This is a genomic window from Tardiphaga sp. 619_E2_N8_4, assembly GCF_051810905.1.
GTDB classification, from domain to species: domain Bacteria; phylum Pseudomonadota; class Alphaproteobacteria; order Rhizobiales; family Xanthobacteraceae; genus Tardiphaga; species Tardiphaga robiniae.
The window spans coordinates 3,289,355-3,304,931 of record NZ_JBPWQJ010000001.1 but is presented as its reverse complement, the minus strand read 5'-3'; the positions used below and the strand labels follow the sequence as shown (position 1 = coordinate 3,304,931).

The window sequence follows — 15,577 nt, the reverse complement described above, 5'->3', positions numbered from 1 at the left end:
GGATCCCATGTGACGATGACGACCCCCGCGCCATTTCACGATCTCAAGCAGAAATGGCGCGAGGGCCGCCCCACTTTCGGAGCCATCGCGACCATCCCGTCGATCCAGACCGTGCGCATCATGGCGCAATCGCTCGACTGGATCATCGTCGACCTCGAACACGGCCCGATCGATCTCAACACCGCCCATGGCATGATCATGGCCACCGCGGGCACGCCCTGCACGCCATTGGTGCGGATCGCCGCCAACGAGCCATGGCTGGCGAAAGCACCGATGGATTTCGGCGCGATGGGCATCAACTTCCCGATGATCAACAGCGCCGACGATGCCTACAAGGCCGCGCGCAGCCTGCGCTATCCGACCCAGGGCGAGCGGCTGTGGGGACCGTTCCATGCGCCGTTCCGCTGGAACACCGGCATGCCCGACTACATGGCCCGCGCCGACGACAGCATGATCTGCATGATCACGATCGAGCATATCGATGCGGTGAACCGGATCGGCGAGATCATGGCCACGCCGGGCATCGACATCGCGGTAATCGGCGTCGGCGACCTCGCGACATCCATCGGCAAACGCGGCCAGCCAGGCGATCCCGAGGTGCAGGCGCTGGTCGCCAGGGCCGAAGCGGGAATCCTCAGGTCAGGCGTACCGCTGGGCGGCGCGGCGCTGAACGCCGAGATGGGCAACGCCATGATCCAGCGGGGCTATGTGGCGCTGGCGCTGGGATTCGACTGGTCATTGTTCCAACGCGGAATCGCCGCCGGATTCGAGGGCATCAGGCGGTAAAACTGCCCTTTCGAGGCCGATTTTGCGTCGAAACCGGCCGGATTGGCGCTATAGGCCCGCCAAACGGCAAAAAGCCTGTCTTTCAATTGACATAACCGGGCCTTCACCCTAGAAACCGCCTTGCTCGCGGGCCGTTTTCGGCCCGCGAAGCGTTTCGCACCCGTGGTTCTCCACCCAGCTTTGGGAATGAACCTGTCGGTGCCGAGATTTTCCAGACTCTGGACTGATCACGGTACACAGGAGGGCGCGTCTCCTCACATTGACCATTGAACATCGAGGACGCGATGACAAAGCGTAGTGAAGCTAAATACAAAATCGATCGCCGTATGGGCCAGAACATTTGGGGTCGTCCCAAGTCTCCGGTCAACAAGCGTGAATACGGCCCCGGCCAGCACGGCCAGCGCCGCAAGGGCAAGCTCTCCGACTTCGGCACGCAGCTGCGCGCCAAGCAGAAGCTGAAGGGCTATTACGCCAACATCTCCGAGCGCCAGTTCCACTCCATCTATGTGGAAGCCGGCCGCCTGAAGGGCGACACCGGTGAAAACTTGATCGGCCTGCTCGAGCGCCGCCTCGACACCGTCGTGTATCGCGCCAAGTTCGTCGCCACCATGTTTGCGGCCCGTCAGTTCATCAACCACGGCCACATCAAGGTGAACGGCAAGCGCGTCAACATCGCGAGCTATCTCGTGAAGGTCGGCGACGTCATCGAGATCAAGGAATCCTCCAAGCAGCTCGCTTTCGTTCTGGAAGCCAGCCAGCTCGGCGAACGCGACACCCCGGATTACGTCGAAACCGACCACAGCAAGATGACCGCCAAGTTCATCCGCATTCCGCAGCTGTCGGACGTTCCCTTCGCCGTGCAGATGGAACCGCATCTGATCGTCGAATTCTATTCGCGCTAATTTCTGACAGCGCAGACGAGATCAAGGCCCCGGATTTTCCGGGGCCTTTTTTGTTACCCAACTGACGGGTTAAGCTGTCGCGCGTAACAACGTGGAATTCCCAATGCCCTTCACCCCTGCTCGTCCCGATCCATCACAGCCGGCGGTTCGCATCAATCTGCTGTCGGACACACAGACGAAGCCCACGCCCGCGATGCGCGCGGCGATGGCTGCGGCAGATGTCGGCGATGAACAGGTCGGCGACGATCCCACCGTCAACGCGCTCTGCGACCGCGTCGCCGAACTGCTCGGCAAGGAAGCCGCCGTGTTCATGCCATCGGGTACCATGTGCAATGTCGCCGGCCTGCTGGCGCATTGCCGGCCCGGCGACGAGATCCTCGCGCATCGCACCGCGCATATCCTCTCGCGCGAGGGCGGCACCCATGCCGCTCTTGGCGGCTTCCAGATTACCGGGCTCGACGGCGCCGACGGCAAATTCACACCCGACGCACTGCGCGCCGCATTGCATCCGCGCACGCGCTACGAGGCAGCGCAGACCGTGGTCAGCGTCGAACAGACTGCCAATATCGGCGGCGGCACCATCTGGTCGAAATCCGATCTCGAAGCGATCGTCACCATCGCGCGTGACCGCGGCCTTGCCACGCATATGGATGGCGCGCGACTGATGAATGCCTGCGTCGCCACCGGTATCGGTGCGAGCAGGATGTCCGATGGCTGGGACTCGGTGTGGATCGATTTCAGTAAGGGGCTCGGCGCGCCGATCGGAGCCGTGCTCGCCGGCACGCGCGACTACATTGATGCAGTGTGGCGCTGGAAGCAGGGATTGGGCGGCTCGATGCGCCAGGCCGGTATCGTTGCCGCCGCCTGCATCCACGCGCTGGACCATCACGTCGAGCGCCTCGCCGACGATCACGCGAATGCGCACGCGCTCGCGCGCGGACTGGCCCAGATCGACGAGATCGCCGTTCAGCAGCCGGAGACCAATCTCGTCTTCTTCGATCCCGCGGGCGCAGGCATTAGCGGTGCTGCTATGGTGAAAGCCTTGCGCACGAAAGGCGTACTGCTCGCCACCATGGACGGCCGCATCCGCGCCTGCACGCATCTGGATGTGACGGCAGACATGATCGAGGAGACGCTGGGATTGATCAGGGACGTGGTGCGAGCGGTTTAGCCTTATCCCGACGGCCCTCATGGTGAGGAGGCGCCGCTTGGCGCCGTCGCGAACCATGAGATGTTTGGCCCATCCTTCGAGACGCGCGCAAGAGCGCGCTCCTCAGGATGAGGACTGAGTATGTGGAACAGGCACCACGATGACCTACCCTGCCGCTTACTCCAGCGCCTCGGCGATGATCTTCCGCACATCAACCTCCATCCGCACCCGCTGCGACGGCGATTGCGCCATCACCAGCACGAACATGTCGTTCTTCGGATCAACCCAGAAGAACGTGCCGCCAACACCGTCCCAGCGATACTCACCGATCGGGCCGGGCTCGCTCGCGAGCTCCTTGGTGCGCACGGCGAATCCGAGGCCGAAGCCGCTGCCGGCGCCCGGGAAATAATAGTAATCGCGCTTCACGCCGCTATCAGGCCCGACGTGATCGCGCGTCATCTCGGCCACTGTTTCCGGTTTGAGATAGCGCTTGCCGTCAAGCATGCCGCCGTTGAGCAGCATCTGCAGGAAGCGCGCGTAATCCGCCGCCGTGCCGACCAGACCGGAGCCCCCCGCCTCCCATTGCATGACCTCCGCGGGATCGTGCATGCCGACAACCGGGCCGACCATGCGATCTCCCGGGAACGGCTCGGCCACGCGCGAGCGCCGTTCGCCATCGGTGATGTAGAACGAGGTGTCCCGCATCCCCAATGGACCGAACAGCCGTTCCTCCAGAAAATGATAGAGCGACTGGCCGGACACCACTTCGATGACGCGGCCGAGAATGTCGGTGGAATGGCCGTAGTCCCACAGCGTGCCGGGCTGCTCGGCGAGCGGAAGCTGCGCGATGCGGTCGGCCCAGGAGGCATTGTCCCAGTCGCGGCCGAAGATATCGAGCTGCGCATAACGTTTCCGCGCGGGATCGTCGCCATAGAAACCGTAAGTGATGCCCGATGTGTGCGTGAGCAAATCGGCGATGCTGATCGGCCGCTGCAGCGGCACGAGGCCGAATGTGGCGTGTTCGTCGCCGCCTTTAACGTCAACGCCCACCTTCGTCTTCGCGAAAGCCGGGATATATTTCGCAACGGGATCGTCGAGGCGCAGCTTGCCATCCTCGATCAGCATCATCGCGGCTACCGAGGTGATCGGCTTCGACATCGAATATAGCCGGAAGATCGCATCCCTCGTCATCGGGTGCCCGCTGTCGAGATTGCCGAACGTATCGAAATAGACAGGCTTGCCGTGCTGTTGCACCAGCACCACCGCGCCGGGAATCTTCCGCTCCGCGACCATGTCGAGAAAGTAGCGATCGAGCGCCAGCAGTTTTTCGGCAGAGAATTCGCGCGCAATGGATTGCGGTTTTTCGGCCCGGGCCGGCGGCGAAAGCGCGATAACGGTGCCGACGCAGCAGAGCGTCAGCAGCAGGAGTACGGCGCGCCTATTTCTCCAGCGCTTCATAGACCAACAGCTTCAAAGACCTTTGAATGCGCTGTCGCTCCGACGGCGTCTGCTCCAGCAGGATGAAGAAAAAATCCTGTTTGGGATCGATGATGAAATAGCAACCGCTGGCGCCGTCCCATTTCAGCTCGCCGAGCGATCCAGGCGGCGACGGCTTGGCATTGCCGGCATCGGTGCGCACGGCGAAGCCATAACCGAAGCCGAAACCGTCACCGGGGAAATACAGATAGTCACGGCCGACCCCGGAGTCCTTGCCGATATGATCCGTGGTCATGTCCTTGAACGTGGCCGCGCTCATGAAGCGCTTGCCATCATATTCGCCGCCGTTCAGCAGCATCTGCGCGAACTTCGTGTAGTCGGCCAGCGTCGAGACCATGCCGCCGCTGCCGGATTCCCATTTCTGGTATGTGTCGGGGCGCCCCTGTCGTCCGGTGCGGAAATCGCGGTCCCAGGCCATCGGCTTGGCGAGCATCACTTCCTTCGACTTCTCCTTCACGAAGAAGCCGGTGTCCTTCATCCCGAGCGGACCGAGGAAGGCCTGCTCCTCATAACCGAGCAGCGACTTGCCGGTAACCACTTCAATCACGCGGCCGAGAATATCGGTGGAGTGGCCGTAGTCCCACATGGTGCCGGGCTGGTGCTCGAGCGGCAGTTGCGCGATGCGGTCGGCGAATTCCTTGTTGTCGAAATCGCCGCTGTAGATATCCGCATTGCCATAGGCGCGGCGGACCAGGCTCTCGCCATAGAAACCGTAAGTGATGCCGGACGTGTGCAGCAGGAGATCGCGGATCGTCACCGGGCGGTTGGGCGCGACGATGTCCAGCGCCTTCTCGCCATTCTCCAGCTTCTTCTCAACGCCGACCTTGGCCTTGGCGAAAGACGGAATGTATTGCGAGACGGGATCGTCGAGTTTCAGCTTGCCCTGATCGATCAGCATCATCGCCGCAAACGACGTGATCGGCTTCGACATGGAATGCAGCCGGAAGATCGTATCATCGGTCATCGGCTGCTTCGTGTCGGGATCGCGAACGCCGAAGAATTCCTTGTAGACCGGTTTGCCATGCTGCTGGATCAGGACAATGGCGCCGGGGATCTTGCCGTCGGCGATCTGCTTGCGGAAGAATTCGCCGATCTTGGCCAGCTTCTCCTGCGAGAATTTGGCGCCGGCGGGAATGTCGAAGGTGCCTTCGGCGGCGAAGCGATCCTGGGCGAAGACGGGCGATCCGGCGAGCAGCAGCGCTCCGCAGAGCAGCGCGCGTAGTCTGTGCCGCAAATTCATCGCCGCTCCTTTTGCCTGATCAAAGGAGTGTAACGGCGGGTCGTTCTCAGACAAGGGGAAGTGCGCGTGCGAGCGCGAGGCGATGCAGGTCCGCAGATGGCTCCGAAAAGCAGCAGAAGGTGACGGCCGTGACCACCGGTGCGTCTTTCAGCATCTGGATGACCGAGCCCACGGCGATGGGAGCCGCACGCGCGGCCGGAAAGCCATAGACACCGGTGGAGATGGCCGGAAACGCAACGGAGGCCAGGCCATGCGCCTGACACAACATCAGCGCCCGCCGGTAGCAGGACGCCAGCGCCTCATCCTCGCCGCTCCGGCCGCCATGCCAGACGGGACCGACCGCATGGATCACATGCGTGGCCGGTAGCTTGTAACCTTTGGTGATTTTGGCGTCGCCGGTCTCGCAACCCTTGAGGGTGCGGCATTCAGCGAGCAAGTTGGGACCGGCCGCCCGATGGATGGCGCCGTCCACGCCGCCGCCTCCGAGAAGCGAAGCATTGGCCGCGTTGACGATGGCGTCAACGCGGAGGGTCGTGATGTCGGCCACGACGACGTCGAGCGTCGCCGTGCCGATTTGTCGACTTGAGATCAGGCGGAGGCCGGGGCGGCAATCACGCCCTTCTCGGCCAGCAGGCTCTGCAACTCGCCAGCCTGGAACATCTCACGGATGATGTCGCAGCCACCGACGAATTCGCCCTTCACATAGAGCTGCGGAATGGTCGGCCAGTTCGAGTAGGTCTTGATGCCGTCGCGCAGATCGGCGGATTCGAGAACGTTGAGGCCCTTGTAGCCGACACCCACGTGATCGAGGATCTGGACCACCTGGCCCGAGAAACCGCACTGCGGAAACTGCGGCGTGCCCTTCATGAACAGCACCACGTCGTTGGTCTTCACTTCGTTCTCGATGAATTGCTCAATGCTCATGTCACGTCCCTGTTCAAGGTCCAGATTCAAGGTCTGGAGTTGGCGGCCCAGCCATCGGGCGCACGCCCGGTCAGACTTGTCATATATGTAGCCGAATCCGTTCCGCACCCCAAGTCTTATGGACGTGATCAAGAGCCTGAAATCACAGGCATTGGGGCTTATTGCCGGCCCGCCACGGTCACTTTTCCGCAGTTTTTGCCAAGTCCGGTCCGGCCAAAGATCATATGACGACAGGCCTTTTATAACCCATCGGATGACCTATTTAGGACAGGCTGCTCGGGAACCCATCTCCAAGAGCAACGTTCTCTCCAAAATCGGAGACTTTCGTGACGAATCCAGCTTTCGCCAAGAGTTCAGGCATGAGTTCAGGCACCGCGTCCCCTGCCTCCGAATCCGCCCCCGCAGGCGCACTGGCCCAAAGACTGGGCGACGCTTTCCTGATGGTCCGCAACGAAACCGAACGCCGCGCCGCCCCGCTTTCCCCGGAAGATCAGTTGGTGCAGTCGATGCCCGACGCCAGCCCGGCGAAGTGGCACCGCGCCCATGTGACCTGGTTCTGGGAGCAATTCCTGCTCGGCGATCACGCCCCCGGCTACAAGGTCTACCACCCCGACTACGCCTATCTGTTCAATTCCTATTATGTCTCCGCCGGCCCGCGCCACGCCCGCACGCAGCGCGGCCATCTCACCCGGCCCGGCGCCGACGAAGTCACCGCCTATCGCGAACACGTCGATGCGGCCGTCATCAAATTCTTCAACGAGACCTCAGACGAGAAACTGACTTCGCTGATCCCGCTGCTCGAAGTCGGCTTCAATCACGAGCAGCAGCATCAGGAGCTGATGCTCACCGACATCCTGCATGCCTTCGCGCAGAACCCGATCCCGCCGGCCTATGACGCCGACTGGCGCTTTCCTGCATCCAACAAGTCAGGCGATACGTGGCTGACGCTGACCGAGGGCATCCACACCATCGGCCATCAGAGCGAGAGCTTCCATTTCGACAACGAGAAGCCCGCACATCGCGCGCTTGTCGGTCCCGTCAAGCTCGCAAGGAATCTCGTCACCAACCGCGAATGGCTCGCCTTCATGGAGGCCGGCGGTTACGACGAAGCGACGCTGTGGCTGATGGATGGCTTTGCCGCCGCGGCCCGCGAGGAATGGCAGGCACCTGGCCACTGGCGCAAGGTCAATGGCGAGTGGCAGATCATGACCCTCGCCGGGCTGAAGCCGATCGATCTCGACGCGCCGGTGTGCCACGTCAGCTATTACGAATGTGACGCCTTTGCGCGCTGGAGCGGCAAGCATCTGCCCACCGAAATGGAATGGGAAGTGGCAGCGCGTGCCGGTCAGCTCAACGACGCCTTCGGCATCGTCTGGCAATGGACGCGCTCCGCTTACGCCGCCTATCCGGGCTACCGCGCCATCGAAGGCGCACTCGGCGAGTACAACGGCAAGTTCATGATCAATCAGCTGGTGCTGCGCGGCTCGTCGCTGGCAACACCGGACGATCACAGCCGCGTCACCTACCGCAATTTCTTCTATCCCCATCATCGCTGGCAATTCACGGGCCTGCGGCTGGCCGATTACGGCAACTGACTTCCTGACATCACGGCGCTTCGAAAGCGTTGAGGAGACTGACATGAACGTTCATGCCCCGTTGGCACTGTCGCTGCTGAATGCCTCGGCCTCCGCATTTGCCGCGGATGTCGCCGAAGCGCTGTCGCAGCATCCGAAAAAGCTGTCGCCGAAATACTTCTATGACGAAGCCGGCTCGGAGCTGTTCGAACAGATCACCAAACTGCCGGAATATTACCCGACCCGCACCGAGCTCGGCATCCTCCGCTCGCGTGGCAAGGACATCAACGCGATCATTCCGAAGAATGCCGCTTTGATCGAATTCGGCGCCGGCGCGACCACCAAGGTTCGGCTGCTGCTGGATGAATGCGACGTCGGCGCCTATGCGCCGGTCGATATCTCAGGCGACTTCCTGCAGGCGCAGGCAGCCGAGCTGCGCAAGGATTTCCCGGGCCTGAAGGTGCTGCCGGTGAATGCCGACTTCACCGCACCGTTCGACCTTCCCGCCGATATCCGGATGATGCCGAAGGTCGGCTTCTTCCCGGGCTCGACCCTCGGTAATTTCGAGCCGCACGAGGCCTGCGCCTTCCTGCGCTCCGCCCGTGCCATTCTCGGCAAGGACGCCTTGATGCTGATCGGCATCGATCTGGAGAAAGACGAGAAGCTGCTGCACGCCGCCTATAACGACGCGGCAGGGGTCACCGGCAAGTTCAACATGAATGTGCTGGTGCGTATCAACCGCGAACTCGGCGGCGATTTCGATCTCTCGGCCTTCACGCACCGCGCGATATACAACAAGGAACGCCACCGCATCGAGATGCACCTGATCGCCAGGAAGCCGCAGACCGTGCATGTGCTCGGTCGCAGCTTCGCATTCCGTGCCGGCGAGAGCATCCACACCGAAAGCAGCTACAAATACAGCATCGAGCGTTTTGCAACGCTGGCCCGCGGTTCGGGCTGGGAGCCGAAGGCGTCATGGACCGACGCGGACAAGCATTTCTCGGTGCATGCGCTGATGGCGGTGGAGTAAAAGGCTGCTCCACACTCAGCCTTCATCCCAGCCTAAACCCGAGTGGGTTTAGGCGAGAGGAGCGCGCTCTTGCGCGCGTCTCGAAGGATGGCCGCACCCTTGGGTGCCCACAACTCATGGTTCGAGACGGCGCCAAATGGCGCCTCCTCACCATGAGGACTGCGCTTTACGCCTCCGGCACACCCGTCTGCAGCGCCAGTGCGTGCAGGACACCGCCCATCTGGCCTTTCAGCGACTGATAGACAATCTGGTGCTGGGCGACGCGGGATTTGCCGCGGAAGGATTCCGAAATCACGGTTGCCGCGTAATGGTCGCCGTCACCGGCCAGATCACGGATCGTCACCTGCGCGTCGGGAATCGCGGCCTTGATCATGGTCTCGATATCGCGGGCGTCCATCGGCATTAATCGGGTCTCCAGAAAGGTTCGAATCGCGGCCAGTCGGTGCCGCCTCGGATTGCGAGCCTATCGCGGCTGCCGCATGACGTCACGGCTTTCTAACGATAATCCCTCGCGTGCCCCTTTTAAAGGCCGGAGGGATCGCACATCTGAAGAAGTGAAATATGACCGTCACAAGGGTTTAACCATGAAGCTTCCCGGCCCGGACCACCCGATCACCATTGCGCCCGCCGGCAAACACATCCGTGTTTCTGCCGGAGACGTCGTGATCGCCGACACGACCAATGCCCTGAGCCTCAAGGAGGCCAGCTACCCCGCAGTGCTGTATATCCCCCGCGCCGACGCCAACATGGACGCGGTAGCGCGCACCGACCGTGTGACGCATTGCCCGTACAAGGGCGACGCGAATTATTACAGCATCAAGACCGGCGAGAAGGTTCTCGACAACGCGATCTGGACCTATGAGACGCCGTTTCCGGCGATGGCCGAGATCAAGGATTATCTCGCATTTTATCCAGACAAGGTGAAAATCGAGGAAGTGCCCGCGTGATCCTCGGCTGATTGCCGAAGCGGCTTTCGACATTTATCATGACGGCGCGCATCACTGATGCGCCCGGCGACGCCTGTTGCGCGCGGAAGCGAGGGGGCTCGCCGTTCACATGTCAGACCGTAACGCTGCGCTCGATCGCGCCCGCACCTTTGTCACGCTGCTCGTGCTGGCGAACCACGCGGCGGTCGCTTACACCGCCTTCGGGCGCTATTACCCGAACCACTATCTGTGGTCGACCGCGCCGATCGTCGACAGCCAGCGCTGGATCGGCTTCAACATCCTGACGCTGTTCAACGACACCTTCTTCATGTGTCTGATGTTCATGCTGTCGGGCCTGTTCGTGTGGCCGAGCCTGAAGCGCAAGGGCATCGCCGACTTCCTGCGCGACCGCGCGCTGCGCCTCGGCCTGCCCTTCCTGGCCATGATCTTCGTGCTGATGCCAATCGCCTATTACGCGTCGTTCAGCCTGTCGACGCACAAGACCGGCTTTGTCGAATTCTACGTCAACAATTTCAAACAGGGCCAATGGTTCGCCGGCCCCGGCTGGTTCATCTGGTATCTGCTGTTTCTCGATCTCGTCGCGATCCCGGTCTTCCTGTTCGCACCGCGACTGGTCGACGGCATCAACCGGCTGTCGATCCGTGCCTTCGAACGACCGTGGTTGTTCGCCGCCGTGCTCGCCGTCATCGCCGTGATCTCCTATGTGCCGTTCCTGTTTACGGTCGGCGCTGTCCGCTGGTTCAGCTGGGGGCCGCTCCAGGTGCAGTTCAGCCGCATGGCGATCTATGGCGTGTTCTTCTTCGCCGGCATGGGCATTGGCGCCGCCAATATCGACCAGGGCCTGCTGGCCCGCACCGGCGCGCTGGCACGGCAATGGCTGTGGTGGACCATCGCCGCCGCCGCCTCCTTTGGCTCGCTCGCTTTTCTCGTCAATTTTCGCCGCATGAAGCTCGCCAATCTCACCGGCGCGCCGCCTTTCTGGTGGCAGTCGAGCTACGGCGTGATCTACGCGGTCGCCTGCACGCTGATCTGCCTCGCGGTGCTGGCGCTGTTCCTGCGCTTCGGCCAACGCGAGAAGAGCATCTTCGATCCGCTGCGCGGCGATGCCTATGGCATCTTCGTGCTGCACTACATCCCGATGCTGTGGCTGCAATATGCGCTGCTGAACGCACCGCTCGGCGCCGGATCGAAAGCTTTCATCGCCTTCGCGGGCACGCTGGCGGCAAGCTGGGCGGCGACGCGGGCGCTCCGCGCAATCCCGGGTGTGAAACGGATTTTGTAATCCGTTCACGCCGCCCTTTTCCGACAACCGACATTGACAGTGATCTGCAGGAGACCAGCATGCGCGCGCGCAACGGCGACAAGGCGATCAATCTTCTTTTCAACGTCACGCCGGCGCTGTTCGAGGACTATCACGAACCCATTCTGGATGCGCTTCGGCGCCGGAGCATCGACGCGCGAGCCAGTCTCCTGGGTGACATTGCGCATCAGGACGTGGACTACATCATCCACGCGACCGGCGGTCCCATCACCGATTTCGCCCCTTTCAGCAATGCGCGCGCCGTATTGAGCCTTTGGGCCGGTGTCGAGAAGATCGTCGGCAACGCGACGCTGACGCAGCCGCTGTGCCGCATGGTCGATGACGGCCTCCGGCAGGGCATGGTCGAATGGGTCGTCGGTCATACCCTGCGCTTGCATCTCGGGATGGACCGCTACGTCTGTGAAAAACCTCTGACATGGTCGCAGCATGTTCCGCCGCTTGCCACGGACCGATCGGTGACAGTGCTGGGTCTCGGCGAATTGGGATCGGCTGCAGCAACAGCACTTGTGCAACTCGGCTTTCGCGTCACCGGCTGGAGCCGTCGCGCGCGCGAGGTGGCCGGCGTCCGCTGCCTCGCAGGGATGGAGAAGCTGCCGCAAGCGCTGGCCGCGGCGGAAATCCTCGTGGGGCTTCTGCCCCAGACGCCGGAGACCATCGACCTCCTGAATGCCGAACGGCTCGCGCTTCTGCCCAAGGGAAGTTTCATCCTGAATGCCGGACGCGGCACGCTGATCGACGACGATGCGCTGATCGCGGCACTCGACAGCGGACGCGTGGCGCAGGCGACGCTCGATGTCTTCCGCACCGAGCCCGTACCATCAGGCCATCCGTTCTGGTCGCATCCGGGTGTCACGATCTCGCCCCACATCGCAGCAGCAACGCGTGTTGCATCGGCCGCCGAAAACATCGCCGACAATATCGCACGCGCGGAATGCGGCACGCCGCTGATGAATTTGGTCGATCGGACGCTGAGCTACTGAGACGGTTGCACGAACGCTCATGGCCTCCCTCCCCCAAGCGAAGCGCAGTGGGGAGGGTCGGCCGATAGGCCGGGGTGGGGTGTCTCCGCAAACGCCGTCGCTTGTGGCACCCCCACCCGTCCGGCCTTCGGCCGGCCCCCCTCCCCGCAAGGGGGAGGGAAAAGATCAGCGCCTGTTACGACGCCTTGCCGCTCATGTAGTTGGGCAGCCAGCTCTCATGCGCATGTACGAGTGCCTTGATATCGACAGCGCGTTCACCGGCAATCGCCACCGCATGTCCGCCAGTCTTGCCGATCTGCACGCAGGGCACGCCAACATTCTTCAGTTTCGACAGCACCGTCAGCAACTGATCTTCCGCGACAGTCACGATGTAACGCGCCTGATCCTCGCCGAACCACCAGGCATGCGGCACCGTCGATGATGGCGCGGCATCGAGCTTGGCGCCGATGCCGGAGGCCATCGCCATTTCGGTGAGTGCCACCAGCAAGCCGCCATCGGCAATGTCATGCACGGCGGTCGCGGTGCCTGCATGGATCATGCCGCGGACCACGTCGCCGTTGCGCTTCTCAGTGGCGAGGTCGACTGGCGGCGGAGCGCCCTCTTCCTTGCCGCAGATGTCGCGCAGATAGACCGACTGGCCGAGCCAGCCCTTGGTTTCGCCGATCAGCAGGATCGCTTCGCCCGGCGCCTTGAACGCCAGCGTCGCGGACTTCGTGAAATCGTCGAGCACGCCGACGCCGCCGATCGACGGGGTCGGCAGGATGCCGCGGCCGTTGGTCTCGTTGTAGAGCGAGACATTGCCGGACACGATCGGGAAATCCAGCGTGATGCAGGCTTCGGCGATGCCCTTCAGGCAGCCGACGAGCTGGCCCATGATCTCGGGCCGCTCCGGATTGCCGAAGTTGAGATTGTCGGTGACCGCCAGCGGCCTGCCGCCGACCGCGGTGATGTTGCGCCAGGCTTCGGCGACCGCCTGCTTGCCGCCCTCGACCGGATCGGCCTCGCAATAGCGCGGCGTGACATCGACCGACATCGCAAGACCCTTGGGGCCGTCCTCGATGCGCACCACCGCGGCGTCGCCACCGGGGCGCTGCACGGTGTTGCCGAGAATGACGTGGTCGTACTGCTCCCACACCCAGCGCTTCGAGCACAGTTCGGGTGTGCCGATCAGCTTCTCCAGTGCATCCGGGATCGACGACGGCGCGGCGATATCACGCGCATGCACGACGGGCAGCACCGGCGACGGCACATGCGGACGATCGTAGAGTGGCGCTTCGTCGCCGAGTTCCTTGATCGGCAGATCGGCCATCACCTTGCCGCCATGCTTCACGACGAAGCGCAGCGTCGGTGTGGTGTAGCCGACAATCGCGAAGTCGAGTCCCCACTTCCGGAAAATATCCTCGGCCTGCTTTTCCTTCTCGGGCTTCAGCACCATGAGCATGCGCTCCTGGCTTTCCGAGAGCATCATCTCATAGGCGGTCATGCCTTCTTCGCGCGTCGGCACGGCGTCGAGATTGAGCTCGACGCCGAGGTCGCCCTTGGCGCCCATCTCGACGGCCGAACATGTCAAACCTGCAGCGCCCATGTCCTGGATCGCGATGACGCAATCGGCGGCCATGATTTCGAGACAGGCTTCCAGCAGCAGTTTTTCGGCGAAGGGATCGCCGACCTGCACGGTGGGACGCTTCTCCTCGGAATCCTCGTCGAACTCGGCCGAGGCCATCGACGCGCCGTGGATGCCGTCGCGGCCCGTTTTGGACCCTAAGTAGACGATCGGCATGTTCACGCCCGACGCCGCAGCAAGGAAGATCTTGTCGGCATCGGCGAGACCGACGGCCATCGCGTTGACGAGGTTGTTGCCGTCATAGCGGGTGTGGAAACGCGTCTGGCCACCGACGGTGGGCACGCCGAACGAATTGCCGTAGCCGCCGACACCGGCGACGACGCCCGACACCAGATGGCGGGTCTTCGGATGCTCCGGCGCACCGAACGACAGCGCATTGAGGCAGGCGATCGGGCGCGCGCCCATGGTGAAGACGTCGCGCAGGATGCCGCCGACACCCGTGGTCGCGCCCTGATAGGGCTCGATATAGCTCGGGTGGTTGTGGCTCTCCATCTTGAACACGATGGCCTGATTGTCGCCGATATCGATGACGCCGGCATTCTCGCCCGGCCCCTGCAGCACCCACGGCGCCTTGGTCGGCAGCCCCTTCAGATGGATGCGCGAGGATTTGTACGAGCAATGCTCGTTCCACATGGCCGAGAAGATGCCGAGCTCGGTGAACGACGGCTCGCGGCCGATCAGCTTGAGAATGCGCTCATACTCGTCGGGCTTGAGGCCGTGGCTGGCGACGAGTTCGGGAGTGATCTTTGGCTCGGTCATGGGGTCTCTTGGCTCTGTAAGGCTTCTTCATAGGGAGATCGGAGCATGCGGAAAAGGCCTATTCCGGCCCGTTCCCCGCATGTCCCAAGCTTTGCCCGGGCAATGCCCGAACTGCTCGAAAAACAGCCTGCATAAGGCCCTGCGCCGGCGCCGGATTGCGCCCGCCGGATGGATCGGATTTAACACTTTTCGCAGCCAATCCAAGGAGTTCAGACCGTGAATGTGCCCGCCGATGCCACCATCCCGTTCCACGCCGACGCCTATACCGCGACGGAGGGGGAATTTGCGGGCTGGACCACCTGGAAGCGAGATTCCTTCGAATCGGTCTCCGGCCCGTTCTGGCACAAGGTCGAGGCCGACGGTTCCGTCCGCTGCGCCTTCCGGGTCGAGAAAAAGCACCTCAACGGCATGAAGAACGTTCATGGCGGCTGCTTCATGACCTTTGCCGATTATTGTCTGTTTGCGCTGGCCTCCCGCGAGCTGCAGGGCCCCGGCATCACTGTCTCGTTCGGCTGTGAATTCCTCGATGCCGCCCGCGAAGGCGAACTGGTCGAATGCCACGGCGAAATGACCCGGATCGGCGGCTCATTGATCTTCCTGCGCGGAATCCTGAAAGCCGGCGAACGTTCGCTGCTGACCTTCTCGGGCACCATCAAGCGCGTGAAGAAGCGCCCGAAGCCGGCGGCCATCGCGGCGGAGTAATCGGGCGTCGATTGGCGGGCATGGGCGCACCCTGCTAGGTTCGTCGACGACACATGTGGGCCCGAACATGCTGAGTTCATTCGAACGATTGCGTCACACGGCAAAAGCGGATCTCCTGATCGCGGCGGACGACGAGCATGC

At 62.6% G+C, this 15,577-nt stretch carries 15 protein-coding genes; 9 read left to right on the top strand and 6 right to left on the bottom strand.

Annotated features, from left to right (window positions below; all coding sequences use genetic code 11):
* Positions 1-15: 15 nt before the first annotated feature.
* The 3 genes from AB8A23_RS15640 to AB8A23_RS15630 all read left to right on the top strand — a co-directional run bounded on the left by AB8A23_RS15640 (position 16) and on the right by AB8A23_RS15630 (position 2,859).
* On the top strand, positions 16-786 hold the full coding sequence (locus AB8A23_RS15640) for an HpcH/HpaI aldolase family protein (protein WP_439060516.1): 771 nt from the start codon (positions 16-18) through the stop codon (positions 784-786).
* A gap of 284 nt (positions 787-1,070) precedes the next feature.
* Entirely contained in the window at positions 1,071-1,688 is a 618-nt protein-coding gene (gene rpsD, locus AB8A23_RS15635) for a 30S ribosomal protein S4 (protein ID WP_089265666.1), read from the top strand.
* 103 nt (positions 1,689-1,791) lie between these two features.
* Positions 1,792-2,859, top strand: a complete 1,068-nt coding sequence (locus AB8A23_RS15630) for a threonine aldolase family protein (RefSeq protein WP_439059086.1) — start codon at positions 1,792-1,794, stop codon at positions 2,857-2,859.
* Between the two features lie 156 nt (positions 2,860-3,015).
* Here AB8A23_RS15630 and AB8A23_RS15625 read toward each other — a convergent pair whose 3' ends face one another.
* Genes AB8A23_RS15625 through grxD form a run of 4 tightly spaced genes read right to left on the bottom strand, consistent with a single transcriptional unit; the run spans position 3,016 to position 6,499 of the window.
* On the bottom strand, positions 3,016-4,296 hold the full coding sequence (locus AB8A23_RS15625) for a serine hydrolase domain-containing protein (RefSeq protein ID WP_439059088.1): 1,281 nt from the start codon (positions 4,294-4,296) through the stop codon (positions 3,016-3,018).
* A complete protein-coding gene (locus AB8A23_RS15620) occupies positions 4,277-5,575 on the bottom strand; it encodes a serine hydrolase domain-containing protein (protein ID WP_439059090.1) in 1,299 nt (432 codons plus the stop codon). Before AB8A23_RS15620 ends, AB8A23_RS15625 begins: the two co-directional genes overlap by 20 nt.
* Before the next feature lie 46 nt (positions 5,576-5,621).
* Positions 5,622-6,164 carry an O-acetyl-ADP-ribose deacetylase gene (locus tag AB8A23_RS15615; protein WP_439060517.1) on the bottom strand — a complete coding sequence of 181 codons (543 nt, stop codon included), beginning with the start codon at positions 6,162-6,164 and terminating at the stop codon, positions 5,622-5,624.
* Complete coding sequence (gene grxD / locus AB8A23_RS15610; RefSeq protein WP_068736311.1) at positions 6,164-6,499, bottom strand: Grx4 family monothiol glutaredoxin; 336 nt, start codon at positions 6,497-6,499, stop codon at positions 6,164-6,166. The genes AB8A23_RS15615 and grxD overlap by 1 nt, the downstream gene beginning before the upstream one ends.
* 359 nt (positions 6,500-6,858) lie before the next feature.
* Between grxD and egtB the strand changes: the two genes are divergently transcribed.
* Both egtB and egtD read left to right on the top strand, forming a co-directional pair.
* Positions 6,859-8,094: an ergothioneine biosynthesis protein EgtB gene (gene egtB, locus AB8A23_RS15605; RefSeq protein ID WP_439060518.1), complete on the top strand. Its 1,236-nt coding sequence runs from the start codon at positions 6,859-6,861 to the stop codon at positions 8,092-8,094.
* Between the two features lie 43 nt (positions 8,095-8,137).
* Positions 8,138-9,103, top strand: a complete 966-nt coding sequence (gene egtD, locus AB8A23_RS15600) for an L-histidine N(alpha)-methyltransferase (RefSeq protein ID WP_089265017.1) — start codon at positions 8,138-8,140, stop codon at positions 9,101-9,103.
* A gap of 166 nt (positions 9,104-9,269) precedes the next feature.
* Here the strand turns inward: egtD and AB8A23_RS15595 are convergent, their stop codons facing one another.
* Complete coding sequence (locus AB8A23_RS15595) at positions 9,270-9,506, bottom strand: BolA family protein (RefSeq protein WP_068735968.1); 237 nt, start codon at positions 9,504-9,506, stop codon at positions 9,270-9,272.
* A 181-nt stretch (positions 9,507-9,687) separates the two neighbouring features.
* Between AB8A23_RS15595 and AB8A23_RS15590 the strand changes: the two genes are divergently transcribed.
* The 3 genes from AB8A23_RS15590 (at position 9,688) to AB8A23_RS15580 (ending at position 12,351) form a co-directional block, all read left to right on the top strand.
* Positions 9,688-10,050, top strand: a complete 363-nt coding sequence (locus tag AB8A23_RS15590; RefSeq protein WP_089265668.1) for a DUF427 domain-containing protein — start codon at positions 9,688-9,690, stop codon at positions 10,048-10,050.
* Positions 10,051-10,159: 109 nt separating this feature from the next.
* A complete protein-coding gene (locus tag AB8A23_RS15585; RefSeq protein ID WP_439059093.1) occupies positions 10,160-11,332 on the top strand; it encodes an acyltransferase family protein in 1,173 nt (390 codons plus the stop codon).
* 59 nt (positions 11,333-11,391) lie between these two features.
* Positions 11,392-12,351 carry a 2-hydroxyacid dehydrogenase gene (locus AB8A23_RS15580; protein ID WP_439059095.1) on the top strand — a complete coding sequence of 320 codons (960 nt, stop codon included), beginning with the start codon at positions 11,392-11,394 and terminating at the stop codon, positions 12,349-12,351.
* 175 nt (positions 12,352-12,526) lie between these two features.
* Here AB8A23_RS15580 and purL read toward each other — a convergent pair whose 3' ends face one another.
* Positions 12,527-14,734 carry a phosphoribosylformylglycinamidine synthase subunit PurL gene (purL, locus tag AB8A23_RS15575; protein ID WP_439059096.1) on the bottom strand — a complete coding sequence of 736 codons (2,208 nt, stop codon included), beginning with the start codon at positions 14,732-14,734 and terminating at the stop codon, positions 12,527-12,529.
* 222 nt (positions 14,735-14,956) lie between these two features.
* On the opposite strand from purL, the gene AB8A23_RS15570 reads away from it, so the two are divergent.
* On the top strand, positions 14,957-15,436 hold the full coding sequence (locus tag AB8A23_RS15570; protein ID WP_371419948.1) for a PaaI family thioesterase: 480 nt from the start codon (positions 14,957-14,959) through the stop codon (positions 15,434-15,436).
* The last annotated feature ends 141 nt before the right edge of the window (positions 15,437-15,577 follow it).